At 40.9% G+C, this 13,328-nt stretch carries 15 protein-coding genes; 7 read left to right on the top strand and 8 right to left on the bottom strand.

The window, feature by feature from the left end; genetic code table 11:
* Positions 1–10: 10 nt before the first annotated feature.
* A complete protein-coding gene (gene dapC / locus AC0KVP_RS07525; RefSeq protein WP_473340050.1) occupies positions 11–1,180 on the top strand; it encodes a succinyldiaminopimelate transaminase in 1,170 nt (389 codons plus the stop codon).
* Between the two features lie 96 nt (positions 1,181–1,276).
* Here the strand turns inward: dapC and AC0KVP_RS07520 are convergent, their stop codons facing one another.
* The 4 genes from AC0KVP_RS07520 to msrB are packed head-to-tail and all read right to left on the bottom strand — an operon-like array spanning position 1,277 to position 3,710.
* On the bottom strand, positions 1,277–1,891 hold the full coding sequence (locus AC0KVP_RS07520) for a LysE family translocator (RefSeq protein WP_473340048.1): 615 nt from the start codon (positions 1,889–1,891) through the stop codon (positions 1,277–1,279).
* Between the two features lie 47 nt (positions 1,892–1,938).
* Positions 1,939–2,790 carry an AraC family transcriptional regulator gene (locus tag AC0KVP_RS07515; RefSeq protein ID WP_473340461.1) on the bottom strand — a complete coding sequence of 284 codons (852 nt, stop codon included), beginning with the start codon at positions 2,788–2,790 and terminating at the stop codon, positions 1,939–1,941.
* A 21-nt stretch (positions 2,791–2,811) separates the two neighbouring features.
* A complete protein-coding gene (locus tag AC0KVP_RS07510) occupies positions 2,812–3,294 on the bottom strand; it encodes a glutathione peroxidase (protein WP_004980122.1) in 483 nt (160 codons plus the stop codon).
* Positions 3,291–3,710: a peptide-methionine (R)-S-oxide reductase MsrB gene (gene msrB / locus AC0KVP_RS07505; RefSeq protein ID WP_005399615.1), complete on the bottom strand. Its 420-nt coding sequence runs from the start codon at positions 3,708–3,710 to the stop codon at positions 3,291–3,293. The genes AC0KVP_RS07510 and msrB overlap by 4 nt, the downstream gene beginning before the upstream one ends.
* A 227-nt stretch (positions 3,711–3,937) precedes the next feature.
* Between msrB and AC0KVP_RS07500 the strand changes: the two genes are divergently transcribed.
* Together AC0KVP_RS07500 and AC0KVP_RS07495 are read left to right on the top strand one after the other, a co-directional pair.
* Entirely contained in the window at positions 3,938–5,368 is a 1,431-nt protein-coding gene (locus AC0KVP_RS07500; protein WP_473340045.1) for a pyridoxal phosphate-dependent aminotransferase, read from the top strand.
* A 140-nt stretch (positions 5,369–5,508) separates the two neighbouring features.
* Positions 5,509–5,712, top strand: coding sequence for a KTSC domain-containing protein (locus AC0KVP_RS07495; RefSeq protein WP_004980128.1), 204 nt, complete (start codon positions 5,509–5,511; stop codon positions 5,710–5,712).
* A 25-nt stretch (positions 5,713–5,737) separates the two neighbouring features.
* Here the strand turns inward: AC0KVP_RS07495 and AC0KVP_RS07490 are convergent, their stop codons facing one another.
* Together AC0KVP_RS07490 and AC0KVP_RS07485 are read right to left on the bottom strand one after the other, a co-directional pair.
* On the bottom strand, positions 5,738–6,343 hold the full coding sequence (locus tag AC0KVP_RS07490) for an O-methyltransferase (RefSeq protein ID WP_473340042.1): 606 nt from the start codon (positions 6,341–6,343) through the stop codon (positions 5,738–5,740).
* Positions 6,344–6,373: 30 nt separating this feature from the next.
* On the bottom strand, positions 6,374–6,592 hold the full coding sequence (locus AC0KVP_RS07485; RefSeq protein WP_010326569.1) for a DUF1653 domain-containing protein: 219 nt from the start codon (positions 6,590–6,592) through the stop codon (positions 6,374–6,376).
* A 238-nt stretch (positions 6,593–6,830) separates the two neighbouring features.
* On the opposite strand from AC0KVP_RS07485, the gene ahpF reads away from it, so the two are divergent.
* From ahpF to AC0KVP_RS07470, 3 genes are all read left to right on the top strand, one after another.
* Positions 6,831–8,396: an alkyl hydroperoxide reductase subunit F gene (gene ahpF / locus AC0KVP_RS07480; protein ID WP_473340039.1), complete on the top strand. Its 1,566-nt coding sequence runs from the start codon at positions 6,831–6,833 to the stop codon at positions 8,394–8,396.
* A gap of 180 nt (positions 8,397–8,576) precedes the next feature.
* The gene (locus tag AC0KVP_RS07475; protein ID WP_010326567.1) at positions 8,577–8,918 is read left to right on the top strand and encodes a hypothetical protein; all 342 of its coding nucleotides are present in this window, start codon (positions 8,577–8,579) and stop codon (positions 8,916–8,918) included.
* Between the two features lie 119 nt (positions 8,919–9,037).
* Entirely contained in the window at positions 9,038–9,736 is a 699-nt protein-coding gene (locus AC0KVP_RS07470; RefSeq protein WP_062032668.1) for a VIT1/CCC1 transporter family protein, read from the top strand.
* Between the two features lie 287 nt (positions 9,737–10,023).
* Here AC0KVP_RS07470 and AC0KVP_RS07465 read toward each other — a convergent pair whose 3' ends face one another.
* Entirely contained in the window at positions 10,024–10,800 is a 777-nt protein-coding gene (locus tag AC0KVP_RS07465; protein ID WP_234966171.1) for a TIGR03915 family putative DNA repair protein, read from the bottom strand.
* Position 10,801: 1 nt separating this feature from the next.
* Positions 10,802–12,061, bottom strand: coding sequence for a putative DNA modification/repair radical SAM protein (locus AC0KVP_RS07460; RefSeq protein ID WP_473340034.1), 1,260 nt, complete (start codon positions 12,059–12,061; stop codon positions 10,802–10,804).
* Positions 12,062–12,267: 206 nt separating this feature from the next.
* On the opposite strand from AC0KVP_RS07460, the gene AC0KVP_RS07455 reads away from it, so the two are divergent.
* Positions 12,268–13,320 (top strand): NAD(P)H-dependent flavin oxidoreductase, encoded by a 1,053-nt coding sequence (locus AC0KVP_RS07455; RefSeq protein WP_473340032.1) that lies wholly within the window; start codon positions 12,268–12,270, stop codon positions 13,318–13,320.
* The last annotated feature ends 8 nt before the right edge of the window (positions 13,321–13,328 follow it).

Genomic DNA, 13,328 nt, shown 5'->3' with positions numbered 1-13,328 from the left:
ATTTTGTTTCATGAACTCGAGTTTATCCCTTTTACATCCTTATCCTTTTGAAAAGTTGAATAAACTATTTCAGGATATCACTCCCGCAGACTTACCCCTCATTCCACTCTCGATTGGTGAGCCAAAGCACCCTGCACCCGAGTTTGTGAAACAAGCCATTATCGATAATTTTCAGCATTTATCGACCTACCCAAACGGTAAAGGTATACCCGAGTTACGCACCAGTATTGCAAACTGGCTAACCCGTCGTTTTCAACTCAATCAGATTAGTGCAGAAAACAATATATTGCCTGTTTCGGGCACACGTGAAGCAATTTTCTCTTTTGTGCAGGCATTGGTAAATCGTGAAGATGCACCGTATGTGGTTATGCCTAATCCGTTCTATCAAATTTATGAAGGTGCAGCCTTACTTGCTGGGGCAAAACCTTATTTTGTAAATTGCACCGAAGAAAATGGTTATCTCGGTGACTTTGATGCTGTACCTGCTGAAGTCTGGGAGAAAACAGCCCTGTTATTTGTCTGTACACCGGGCAACCCGACGGGTGCTGTACTCTCAAAAGAGCAGTTTAAAAAGTTAATCGCACTTTCAGACCAATATGGCTTTGTGATTGCATCGGATGAATGCTATTCAGAGCTTTGGTTTGATACTGCACCTGTGGGCCTACTCGAAGTTTGTGCTGAAATAGGCAGAGACGACTACAAAAATTGCGTCGTATTCCACTCACTATCTAAACGCTCAAACTTACCAGGTATGCGCTCTGGCTTTGTCGCAGGTGATGCGGCTTTACTCAATCCTTATTTACAATACCGTACCTATCATGGCGCAGCTATGCCTGTACAGCACCAATTGGCTTCGATTGCAGCATGGGATGACGAAGCGCATGTTGAAGAAAACCGTGTGCAATATCGTGCAAAATTTGATTTATTTCAAAAGGAATTGGGTCATATACTGCCCCTACAAAAACCAGATGCAGGCTTTTACTACTGGTTAAAAGTAGATAATGACGAAACTTTTGCAAAAATGCTCATGGAAAAAGCACATGTCAAAGTGCTTCCAGGACGTTATTTGTCACGCGATACTGAGCAAGGGAATCCAGGCGAAAACCATGTGCGTCTTGCTCTAGTCGCCGATCTTGCACAGTGTGAACAAGTCATTGCTCGCTTAAAAAAAGTTTTATAAATAAGCTCATCTAAAAAAGAAAACCTCCTATAACGGAGGTTTTCTTTTAAACAATTCTAAAAAATAAGAGCCCTAATCTATGTCCCTTATTTTTAATCATCCTGATACCATGAGTATGATTGCAAACCCAAGAAAACAAGCCCCTGACATCTTATAAAGCCAATTCAGGCGCTGATTTAAAAAATGATTCCAGCGCTGCCAACTAAATAACTTAAGCACCAACAGATTCCACACCAAGACCACAACCACCATCCAGAGACTCATTAAAAGCAAGGTATAAACATCAAATTTAGAATAAACCAGCAATATCAAACTACTGTAGAACATCATATTTTTAGGATTCAGCAAACTTGACTGTAAACCTTGAGTAAAACATAGAATTCTATTTTGATGAGGTGTGGAGTCATGCGCTTGAACTTCAACATTTTCATGATGCTTATAGCGAAAACACTCCATAGACAAATACAACAAATAAGCAACACCTAATCCGTGTAGCAACATCAGAACAAAAGCATGAATATGCCCAAGCCACCCCAGTAAAGTAAAAATCAGCGCTAGAATAAAAGCATTTCCAACTACAATACCGAAAACTGTATATCGTGCCCTTCTTTGACCACTGTTTAATGCCGTCATCAGAATCAAGAAAAAATCAGGGCCAGGAGAAAGCAAAGCCACAAAATGCGTCACAGCAATAACAATAAAAAGCTCCATCACTTGTCTCTCTTTAAAAGTGAGACAAGCCTAACGACTGATTAAGATCAACTCTTGGATAAAATTGCGCGATGTTGCTTTTGATAGAGCTTAGGCGTGGTACCCGTTAAACTTTTAAAAACACGATGAAAATGACTTTGGTCACTAAAGCCCAGCGTATAACTCAGTTGCGCTATATCCATGCCTTGTTTTAAAAAGATGCGTGCATCATTAATTTTATGATTCAATTGATAAGCGTGCGGCGTCATGCCTAAAGATGATTTAAATAGCCGAATAATGGCATACCGACTCAATTGGACTTCTTGCGACATTTGCTCTAATGATAAAAACACGTCAGCATCCTGAATCATCGATAAAAGTTGCTTAAACTCTTGCTGTGCATAGTGTTGAGGAGCAAGCCATTCTAGCTGAATATATGGAAATAAAAGCTCAGTAAGTGTTGTAATTAAGCTTTGTTCTTTTTCCCAATACGACAGTGCAGCATCAAATAATTGACTATTAAGATAACTAAAGTCCTGATACATCTTTGACTGTTTATACAACACAGGTTTGAACTGCGGAATGTCATGACAAGTATATTCGTGTCCAGTTTCTTGTAATAACTGGTTCAACCAATGTGCATCTAAATGCATCATTTGGTAGCTCCAAGCCTGATCTGGAACAGGATTACACGCATGTTCTACATGTGCAGGAACCAATACCAAGGTACCCGCGTCTATTTGTTGCGTTCCACCGAAGTGGCTTGTGAAAATACTGTTGCCTTGATCCACCGCACCAATTGAAAATGTCGGATGACTATGGGCTTTATAACAAGTACGACCCGCACATGCCCGACGTGTTTCCACATAGGGCATGTGCGGGTCACTCCAAAATTCAACTGAAGTACCTTGCGCTTTCATCACTGACGACACATCAACAGATTATTGTTGTAATGCTTTTTCAATATCTGCCTGAATCGCTTCAGGCTTGGTGGTTGGCGCATAACGATTAATTACTTTGCCATCTTTACCAATCAAGAATTTTGTAAAATTCCACTTAATGCCGCTGCCGAGAATCCCTTTGCTGTTATTGGTTAAATAACGGAATATGGCGTGGGCTTCAGGGCCTTTAACATCGACTTTGGAAAACATAGGAAAAGTCACCCCATAGTTTTTCTGACAATACGTTCCTATTTGCTCATTACTTCCCGGATCTTGCCCCCCAAACTGATTACAAGGGAAGCCTAACACCTCAAACCCTTGTGCATGATATTGCTCATAAATTTTTTCTAACCCAGCAAATTGTGGTGTAAAACCACATTTACTGGCCGTATTGACGATGAGCAACACTTCGCCCTCATAGTCGGCAAAAGATTTATTTTTTCCATCTAACAATTCCGCTTCAAACTGATAAATGTTGGTCATGGATAAGTATCCTCATCACTTTTTTCTTGTGTTTCTAGTTCTAATGAAGCCGAGTTTACACAGTAACGTAAACCTGTAGGCTCAGGTCCATCTGTAAAAACATGGCCTAAATGAGCATCACAGTGATGACATACAATTTCAGTACGCACCATGCCATGTGTTGTATCTTGATGCTCTTCTATCACAGTCGTATTGAGTGGCTTATAAAAACTTGGCCAGCCGCAACCACTGTCATATTTATTTTCAGAATTAAATAATGGCGTACCACAGCAACGGCATACATAAGTGCCGGCTTGTTTAGTATTCCAATATTTCCCCGTAAAGGCTGGTTCCGTCCCCTTTTGTCGCGTAATGCGAAATTCGTCAGGTGATAACTCTCTTTGCCATTCTCGGTCTGTTTTATTGAGTTTTCCCATGATTACGTCCCTTTCTATCTTGCTATTTAAAATAGGATAATCCTATATTTACGTGATTCATCTTAAAATTTCTAGTGTTTAGTTCACAATTTACAAAAGACCTATAATTCCAATAAAAGCAAAAAGAAAGCAATTTATAAAAACGGTAAGCAATTTATTTTCTTTAATGCTTTTTTGTGAGCAAATTTAGTGTTAGTCTTATTGACATTCTTGCTCAGGATTAAAAAATGTCGCAAAAAAAGAGCGTTATTTTTAAACATCTACTGCCTGTGATTAAACAATATCAACAGGTGGGATTTACGCATGAAAAAATTGTTGCTTTACTCAGAGATGAACATGATCTCGATCTGGTAACAACTGAAACATTTAAAAGCTATTTATACCGTTATGCAAAAGTGACCTCCACTCTTTCCGAGAACATCAAAATGCCGAACACTCTCCAAACCCCACGCGAAATAAAAAAATCGTCTAAGCTCGAGCATGTATGCTACGACATCCGTGGACCAGTGTTACGAGCGGCCAATGAAATGGAAGAAGCCGGCCATAAGATTATCAAACTCAATATTGGTAACCCTGCACCGTTTGGTTTTGAGGCTCCTCAAGAGATTATTAATGATGTAGCTTTAAACCTGCCAAATGCAGTGGGCTATACCGACTCAAAAGGGATTTTCCCTGCGCGTAAAGCCATCTGTCAGTACTATCAGCAAAAAGGCATCTTAGATATGCATGTCAATGACGTGTATATCGGCAATGGTGTCTCTGAATTAATCGTGATGGCCATGCAAGGCTTGTTAGATGATGGTGACGAGATGCTCGTGCCGATGCCTGACTATCCCCTTTGGACAGCTGCGGTAAACCTTTCAGGTGGGACTGCCATTCATTATAAATGTGATGAAGAAAACTTTTGGTATCCCGACATTGCAGATATGGAGAGTAAAATCACACCACGTACCCGCGGTATCGTGATTATTAATCCAAACAACCCAACAGGTGCAGTTTATCCACGCCATGTACTTGAGCAAATCGTCGCATTGGCTAAAAAGCATGATTTGATTTTGTTTGCAGATGAAATTTACGACAAAATTGTTTATGACGGTATTGAACATGTTTCTGTAGCCGCATTATCTGGCGACCAACTCTGTATCTCTTTCAATGGTTTATCTAAAGCATACCGTATTGCGGGTTACCGTTCAGGCTGGATGGCAATCACAGGCGATAAGTCTCGTGCAGTCGACTATATTGAAGGTTTAGACATGCTCGCTTCTATGCGTTTATGCGCTAACCACCAAGCACAGTATGCCATTCAAACTGCTTTAGGCGGCTACCAGTCAATCAATGATTTAATTCGTCCAGGCGGTCGTTTATACGAACAGCGTAATATTGCTTGGCAAATGTTGAATGATATTCCGGGTGTATCTTGTGTTAAGCCTGAAGGTGCAATGTATTGCTTCCCGAAATTGGATCCAGAAATCTATCCAGTTCAGGATGACGAAAAACTGATGCTTGATCTACTTCGTGCGGAAAAAGTACTTCTGGTTCAGGGCACAGGCTTTAACTGGCCAACACCAGATCATTTCCGTGTAGTGTTCTTACCTGCTGAAAATGAACTACGTGAAGCCATTACACGTGTAGGACGTTTTCTTGCGAAAATGCGTTAATTGATCACTTAAAAGAAGCCGTACTTTATGTACGGTTTTTTTATTTACAAAACTGTAATACTTCACTTTTTAAGTTTGGCATAAGTTTAAATTAAGCAGCCACATTGCTGTGATTCCATGTAAATGATGGGGAGTCGCTTATGGGGACAATTGCGGTAACATCTTGGAAATATAATGCTTCCACACGCTATTTAAAAATTTTCTATGCCGATGGTTCAGGCGAGCTGTACCACCCTGTGCCTGAATTTATTTATAACAACTTAGTTCGATGTAATAATAAAACAGCCTTTGTTCATAAATATTTAGAATATGATTTGCACTTTACGCGCTTAAGTATTCATTAATTTTTGAAGCTCAAACAATCAGGATTTATCCTGATTGTTTTTCATGATCCCATGTCACCACCAACAAGCCCGCACCAATCGCCAATGTAGACAGGTTAAACCGCTCGTCCTGCTGAATAAGCGCTATGAAGTCCGTGACTTGATCTGCATGCGATAGAACATTATCAACCACCAAAACTCCGCGTGAAACACACATCAGTCGTTTCAAATCTGGCCAATAGTCGACATAAGCATCGCGCTCAGCATCTAGCAAGATAAAATCAAAGATGGCTTGCGACTGCTTCAAATATTCAGCTGCGTCCCCCACCCAAAACTCAACGCCATTGGATAATTTGAAATCCTCAAGATGACTCGCGGCTTGTTGACTTCTCTCAGCATCAATTTCCAAAGTGGTTAATCGAGCATTCACTTGTTGCGCTGCATATGCCAACCATAAGGTTGAGTAACCGGTTGATGTTCCTATTTCTAATATCTGCTGAGACTGTTGAATATGCACCAGTTGCGCCAAAAATTGTGCAGACTCAGGCTCAATATTGCGAAAGCGCGCAATACGATCTGCTTGCGCACTGTCATGTTCTTGAAAGCGATGATATAAGGCCGATACTCTACTCAAAAATTCTGCATGCATCATCAAATCCCCCTCTACTTTACTTAGCTTCGTTTATACTTCTTGAATCAGTTTAAAGCGCTCAACTTCACGATCATCTTCTAGCATTACCGTTTCAGTAAACATGACAAGTGGACGTACCCAAATCGAGTAATCACCATATAAACACTGATAAACCACCAGTTTTTCTTCGGTTTCACTATGCGTCGCTACATGTAAAACTTGATACAATTGCCCTTTATAATGCTGATAGATACCGCGCTGTAATTGCATCACTTGCTTCCCTATTTTTTAACTGTCTCGATCATACCTAATTTATACTACTTAAACTGCAAATCACTTGAAAAATCATTTAAATCCCCCATATAGCGTTATGAAAAGATTGAAGAAAATATTATTAAATCTATAAAACCGATTATTTAAATAAAAACAAACTGTTTTATCTATTTTTAGATTTACTCTATGATTCTTCTATCAAATAAATGTATAGACTGCTTTGGAGAGCTTAACCATGTTAGATCAAAATACTTCAGCTCAATTAAAAACACTTCTTGAACGCCTTGAAGGTCCGATTGAATTGGTTGCGACTTTGAATGGTTCTGAAAAATCAGACAAAATCAAAGAATTGGTTGAAGAGGTTGCAGCACTGTCTCCACTGGTGACTGCACGTTTTGATGGTCAAAACTCACGTGCACCTAGCTTTGGTGTGGCAAAAGCCGGTGAGGAGCCGCGTGTTTTCTTTGCTGGTTTGCCAATGGGGCATGAGTTTACCTCTTTGATTTTGGCATTGTTACAAACCTCAGGTTATGCACCCAAAGTATCGGATGAAGTTTTGGCTTCAATCAAAGGTTTAGGCATCCAGGCTGACTTTGACGTATTTGTCTCTTTAAGCTGTCATAACTGCCCAGACGTGGTGCAAGCGTTGAACCTGATTGCCATTTACAATCCAGGCACGACAGCCACCATGATTGATGGGGCATTCTTCCAAGACGAAGTTGAAGAACGCAAAATCATGGCTGTACCAATGGTGTTCCAAGACAACAAGCATATCGGTCAAGGCCGTATGACCTTGGAAGAGATTATTGCCAAACTGGATACCCATTCCGCAGCCAAAGAAGCTGAAAAACTCAATGCCAAAGAGGCTTTTGATGTTTTAGTGGTTGGTGGTGGTCCTGCGGGAAATACCTCTGCCATTTATGCCGCACGTAAAGGCATTAAAACCGGGATTGTGGCTGAACGTATGGGTGGTCAAGTCATGGATACCATGGACATTGAAAACTATACCTCGATTCAAAAGACCCAAGGGCCGAAGTTTGCTGCTGAAATGGAAGCACATGTCCGTGAGTACGGTGTGGACATCATGAACTTACAACGTGTCTCTAACATCAAAGGTGCGGATGAGACAGCGAATGGCTTGGTTGAAGTCACTTTAGAAAATGGTGCAAAACTTGAATCTAAAACGGTGATTCTTTCAACAGGCGCACGTTGGAGAGAGATGAATGTGCCGGGTGAAGCAGAATACCGTACTCGTGGTGTTGCCTACTGCCCACACTGTGATGGTCCACTGTTTAAAGGCAAACGTGTTGCTGTGATTGGTGGAGGGAACTCAGGTGTCGAAGCTGCAATTGATCTTGCGGGGATTGTAGAACATGTGACTTTGGTTGAGTTTGATACCAAACTACGTGCTGACCAAGTGTTGCAAGATAAATTGCATAGCTTGCCTAATACCACAGTAATCCTAAATGCACTATCAACTGAAGTTGTGGGTGATGGTCAGCAAGTGACAGCATTGAAATATAAAGACCGTGCAACCGATGTAGAACATACGGTTGAGCTTGCAGGAATCTTTGTGCAAATTGGTTTATTACCAAACACTGATTTCTTAAAAGAGACTGCTGTTGAGCTTTCAAACCGTAATGAGATTATGATTAACGATCGCAATGAAACCAATGTCAAAGGTGTATTTGCCGCAGGTGACTGTACGACTGTGCCTTACAAGCAAATCATCATTGCCACAGGTGAAGGTGCAAAAGCATCTCTGTCTGCTTTTGATTATATTATTCGTTCTGGCGTGTAATCCTCTCAGACGCTTCTCTGCTAAAGGCTTATAGGCAACTCAGCTTATAAGCCTTTTTATCACGCTGTTTTTTATAAAAAATTACATTTTTTTAACAATAATGCAGTCTGCTTTACATTCAAAGTAGATTATATTTTGCCCAACCCCTACTTTTGGGTATAAAACGAAAAGGATATGAAAATGAATAAATTACTTATTGCTTTAGGTCTTGCTGCTGCTGTTGTTTTAGTGGGTTGTTCAAAAGAAAAAGCACCTGAAACAGGTGCAACGACAGGTGAACACCTTGAAAATGCTGCTGAACAAGCAGGTCATGATATTAACCAAGCTGCAAGTGAAGCCGTATCTGACACTCAAAAAGCTGCAGATGAAGCATCGGCTAAAATTGGTGCTGCCGCTGACGAAGCTGCTGCGAAAACTGAAGCTGCTGCTGAAGATGTTAAAAATGCCTCTAAAGAAGCAACCGCTCATGTTGCTGGTGCAGTAGAACAAGGTGCTGCTGATGTGAAAGAAAAAGCGCAATAATATTTCTAAGCTTTAAAAAGCCTCCCACTCGGAGGCTTTTTTATGGGCTGTGCTATAGTAGATGAAACGTGCATTATTAAATAAATCATAACTTTAAAATTTGAGGATGATCTATCGTCATGTCCTATTCTCACCATGTTGAACCTCATTTAATTCATCGTACTGGTTGGCTACGTGCAGCGGTATTGGGTGCCAATGACGGCATCATTTCAGTGACCAGTTTGATTATGGGGATGGCGGCCAGTGGCGCAACTAGCCATACCTTACTCATCACATGTATTGCAGGGCTCATTTCAGGTGCGAGCTCTATGGCTGCGGGCGAGTATATTTCGGTGAAGTCTCAATCAGATATTGAAGAAGCCGACTTAAAACATGAAGCTAGGGAATTAGATAAAAACCCGCACTTAGAACTTAAAGAACTGACTCAAATTTATATACAACGTGGACTAGAACCTGAACTAGCGCATGAAGTTGCAGTACAACTCAGCGCACATGATGCACTGTCTGCACATGCTCGTGATGAAATAGGCATCCATGAAAATACCAGTGCTAAACCACTTGAAGCCGCGGGTTCTTCTGCCCTCGCCTTTTCACTAGGTGCTCTGTTTCCTATGCTGGCCATTCTATTAAGCCCTCAAGGTTATCTGACTCAGTCAGTTGCTCTTACAGGGGTACTATCGTTATTTGGCTTAGGGGCTTTATCGAGCTACTTTTCTGGGACATCTATGTGGACAGGCGCATTTCGTGTGACGCTATGGGGGATTTTCGCGATGCTGTTTGCCAGTTGGATTGGCTCCCTATTTAATGTGCATGTTTAACGTCAACAACACGATAAGCGATAGCAGACTACCTATTTAAAATGTAAAAAGTCCATGGATTGAATGGGCTTTTTACTATTTACAGCATCATTCATCATCGACTCTAAACTTACACATTTTTCTCTGAGCCACTACTCAAATGCACTATTACTGATGGTTGAGGTTCCATTCTACAGGTGCAACAGCTTATTTTTTAATTAGCATGAATTGCTTAACGTCTGCTCCCCTTCCCATAACAGCGCAAAACATCATAGAAAATGATGAGTCAACGCCTTACTTACATCTCGCTAGATTGTTTTTTCATTCATATAACGCCAGTAGCGTTTAGGAACATATTGCACATGTAGTTTGATATTTGCTCTTGCCTCGATGTTGATACTTTTAAAATAATCTTTCCATAACTGGTCATACAACAGCTCATCATCATCTAATTCAACACTAAAGGACTGACTGTGTCCGACTTTGTGCGCATGATCAATTTGATCTACATCCATTTCTACCTGATGCACAGCTGTCAAATCATAATAAATTCCAAAATTTCTTTTTTCATCATAAATCAACCATCTTTGATCTTGATATCGGTTTCTAAAATGCCGTTCTATCAGCGGTAAAACATTAAAATCTGGCTGTACCAGGCTTAAAAACAATCCATCCTGACATTTTTTAAAGCGGACAAAAGCTTCCATACGATGCTTTTCCCTGCCCACTTGCTTGGCCCACTGCGAAACAGCCAATACATCCGCATGCGCATAGTTATGATCTACTGCATGTGTATTTTTAAATACATAGATACAGAAATTAAAAAGATGTTGATGTGCCTGTTCCTGCTCAGACAAAAAGCAATAATAAAAATTTCGCAGACTTTCAGCCGTGATTTTTTGCTTTAATCCTCGCCAAACTCGCTCTGCGTGTTCGTCACTTGAAGCGACCTCGACACACTCATCAAACAAGCTGGCTTGGGAATTGTTAGATGCAAGCTTGACGTCAAAATCTTTAAACTGAAAGCTCCTATACACACAACTCAGTAGTCCAGTCATACTTTGATCAAAGCGATATATCGACATACTAAAAACCAAAGCCCAGCTGAGGCGAAAGCTGTTTTTGATATTTAGATTGCCCTGATTGCAAAATGTGCTGCCGAATCTGGCTTGCTTGCTGTTCTTTTTTAAACTTTGGCGTATCTGCACAGCGAATAAAATACTGTGCCCGATTGTAAGCAATGCCCATACGCTTTAGTTGATCGATATGAATCTGCCCAAAACGGCGAGCTTGCACAATTTTTTTAGCCGATTGAACACCTATACCCGGAACACGTAAAATCATACGATAGTCTGCATGTTGAATATCAACAGGGAAATGCTCAGGGTTACGTAGTGCCCAACTTAGCTTCGGGTCAATGTCCAAATCTAAATTCGGATGCTGATCATTCACAATTTCCTTCGCATCAAAACCATAGAAACGCATGAGCCAATCCGACTGGTACAGCCGATTTTCTCTTAATAATGGCGGAGCAGAACCCACAACAGGAAGCATTTTTTCCTGTTCATTGATTGGGATATAGCCTGAAAAATACACCCGTTTGAGCTGATACACTTTGTAATGATGATCTGCCATTAAAATAATATCTTTGTCTGTTTCTTGATGTGCGCCCACCACCATCTGAGTGGTTTGTCCCGCTGGTACAAACTTCGGTACATGCTGAATCACACGCCGCTCATCCGTCAACTGAATTAAGCGATCGCGTACAATGCCTAAGTCCTTTTGTACTTCTGCATGTGATTTCTCAGGTGCAAACTGTTTTAAACCAACTTCCGTTGGCATTTCCAAGTTAATACTCATGCGGTCTACATATAAGCCCGCCTCAGTAATAATCTCTTGGGAAGCACCTGGTATCGTTTTTAGATGAATATAACCATTAAAGTTCTCTTCAAGGCGTAACTTTTTCACCACTTGTAGCATTCGCTCCATAGTGAAATCAGCTGATTTAAAAATACCTGAACTTAGAAACAGCCCTTCAATATAATTGCGGCGGTAAAAGTTGATGGTTAAATCCACCACTTCTTGTACAGTAAAAGCGACTCGTTTGACATCGTTAGAGCGTCTAGAAACACAGTAGGAACAATCAAAAATACATACATTTGAAAATAGAATTTTAAGCAATGAAACACAGCGACCATCTTCTGTATAACTATGACAGATACCGTTTCCTGTATTTCCCAAACCTTGGTTTTTGTTTTTACGATTGCTACCACTGGACGAACAGGACACGTCATATTTAGCTGCATCAGCTAGAATCTGTAGCTTTTCACGGATACGATCGGTCATGACGATCCTCGGTAAAATCTAAAATAAAAGTATAAAAAATTCCAGACTAAAAGCATTGCCAATACACATACCCAACGACATGACTTGTCGCTAAAAATCGAAAAATAAACGTGATTGCTTTAGATATTTTTCGAGAAAATACTGAATATTATTTGCCAATTTTGCAGTGCTTGGGCAAAGTGTCTATATGTAAAAGGAGCAAGTACATGTCTTTATTATTAGAACGTCTTGAAATTAAACATCCTATCTTCCTTGCACCGATGGCTGGTGTTTCTACACCAGAGCTTGCGGCAGAGGTTTCAAATCAAGGCGGGCTAGGCTCACTTGGATTAGGTGCAAACACCGCAGAAACCGCACGTAGCCAAATTTTAAAAACCCAAGCACTGACCGAACAACCTTTTCAAGTTAATTTTTTCTGTCATCAAAGTATCGAACTTGATCCAACTATCGCACAAACATGGATTGATTTTGTAAGACCTCATTTTGAACAATACGATGCAGAACCACCTACTCAACTGCACTGTATTTATCCTAGCTTTTTGGACAATGATGACTTTTTAAATGTCGTACTTGAAACTCGCCCTAAGGCCGTCAGTTTTCACTTCGGTATTCCGCATCCGCACCAAATACAGGCGCTAAAAGACGCTGGCATTTTAACCATGGTTTCTGCAACCAACTTAGCGGAAGCACGGGCCATTGAAGCAGCAGGGATTGATTTTATTATTGCTCAAGGCATAGAAGCAGGTGGACACCGCGGGATTTTTAATGAACATTTTGATAGCGCATTACGTACGATCGACCTCGTACAACTTCTGACGCAGCACTGTCGGTGCACGATTATTGCTGCAGGTGGCATTATGAATGGTACACAGGCTCAGCAGATGTTAAGCCTCGGTGCGAGTGCGGTACAGTTGGGGACAGCTTTCGTACAATGCAAAACATCAAAAGCCAATGATGCCTACCGTCATGCACTTTTCCATGAGCACATCACACAAATAAGTGCGAGTATTTCAGGTCGCCCTGCTCGCGGTTTACTCGGTCACTGGCATACCCAGATTGATCTACCGAACCGCCCTGCTGTTGCTGCATACCCATACTGTTATGATCTAGGGAAACAATTACATGCCGCAGCGACTAAACAAGGCGATCAAGGTTTTGGTGCATTTTGGGCAGGCACGAATGTTTCTCAAATTCGTGCCATGGAAGCACCTGACTTAATTAATCAACTGTTGGTTGAAATGCAACAAGTCAGTTATTAAGTCATATT

The sequence above is a fragment of the Acinetobacter sp. DL27 genome (assembly GCF_055810995.1).
This window is presented reverse-complemented; position numbering and strand designations above follow the sequence as displayed.

Coding starts and splice junctions, on each gene's coding strand:
- dapC (WP_473340050.1), top strand. CDS start 11: ATGAACTCGAGTTTATCCCTTTTACATCCTTATCCTTTTGAAAAGTTG.
- AC0KVP_RS07520 (WP_473340048.1), bottom strand. CDS start 1,891: ATGGAGCTTTTTATTGTTATTGCTGTGACGCATTTTGTGGCTTTGCTT.
- AC0KVP_RS07515 (WP_473340461.1), bottom strand. CDS start 2,790: ATGAAAGCGCAAGGTACTTCAGTTGAATTTTGGAGTGACCCGCACATG.
- AC0KVP_RS07510 (WP_004980122.1), bottom strand. CDS start 3,294: ATGACCAACATTTATCAGTTTGAAGCGGAATTGTTAGATGGAAAAAAT.
- msrB (WP_005399615.1), bottom strand. CDS start 3,710: ATGGGAAAACTCAATAAAACAGACCGAGAATGGCAAAGAGAGTTATCA.
- AC0KVP_RS07500 (WP_473340045.1), top strand. CDS start 3,938: ATGTCGCAAAAAAAGAGCGTTATTTTTAAACATCTACTGCCTGTGATT.
- AC0KVP_RS07495 (WP_004980128.1), top strand. CDS start 5,509: ATGGGGACAATTGCGGTAACATCTTGGAAATATAATGCTTCCACACGC.
- AC0KVP_RS07490 (WP_473340042.1), bottom strand. CDS start 6,343: ATGATGCATGCAGAATTTTTGAGTAGAGTATCGGCCTTATATCATCGC.
- AC0KVP_RS07485 (WP_010326569.1), bottom strand. CDS start 6,592: ATGCAATTACAGCGCGGTATCTATCAGCATTATAAAGGGCAATTGTAT.
- ahpF (WP_473340039.1), top strand. CDS start 6,831: ATGTTAGATCAAAATACTTCAGCTCAATTAAAAACACTTCTTGAACGC.
- AC0KVP_RS07475 (WP_010326567.1), top strand. CDS start 8,577: ATGAATAAATTACTTATTGCTTTAGGTCTTGCTGCTGCTGTTGTTTTA.
- AC0KVP_RS07470 (WP_062032668.1), top strand. CDS start 9,038: ATGTCCTATTCTCACCATGTTGAACCTCATTTAATTCATCGTACTGGT.
- AC0KVP_RS07465 (WP_234966171.1), bottom strand. CDS start 10,800: ATGTCGATATATCGCTTTGATCAAAGTATGACTGGACTACTGAGTTGT.
- AC0KVP_RS07460 (WP_473340034.1), bottom strand. CDS start 12,061: ATGACCGATCGTATCCGTGAAAAGCTACAGATTCTAGCTGATGCAGCT.
- AC0KVP_RS07455 (WP_473340032.1), top strand. CDS start 12,268: ATGTCTTTATTATTAGAACGTCTTGAAATTAAACATCCTATCTTCCTT.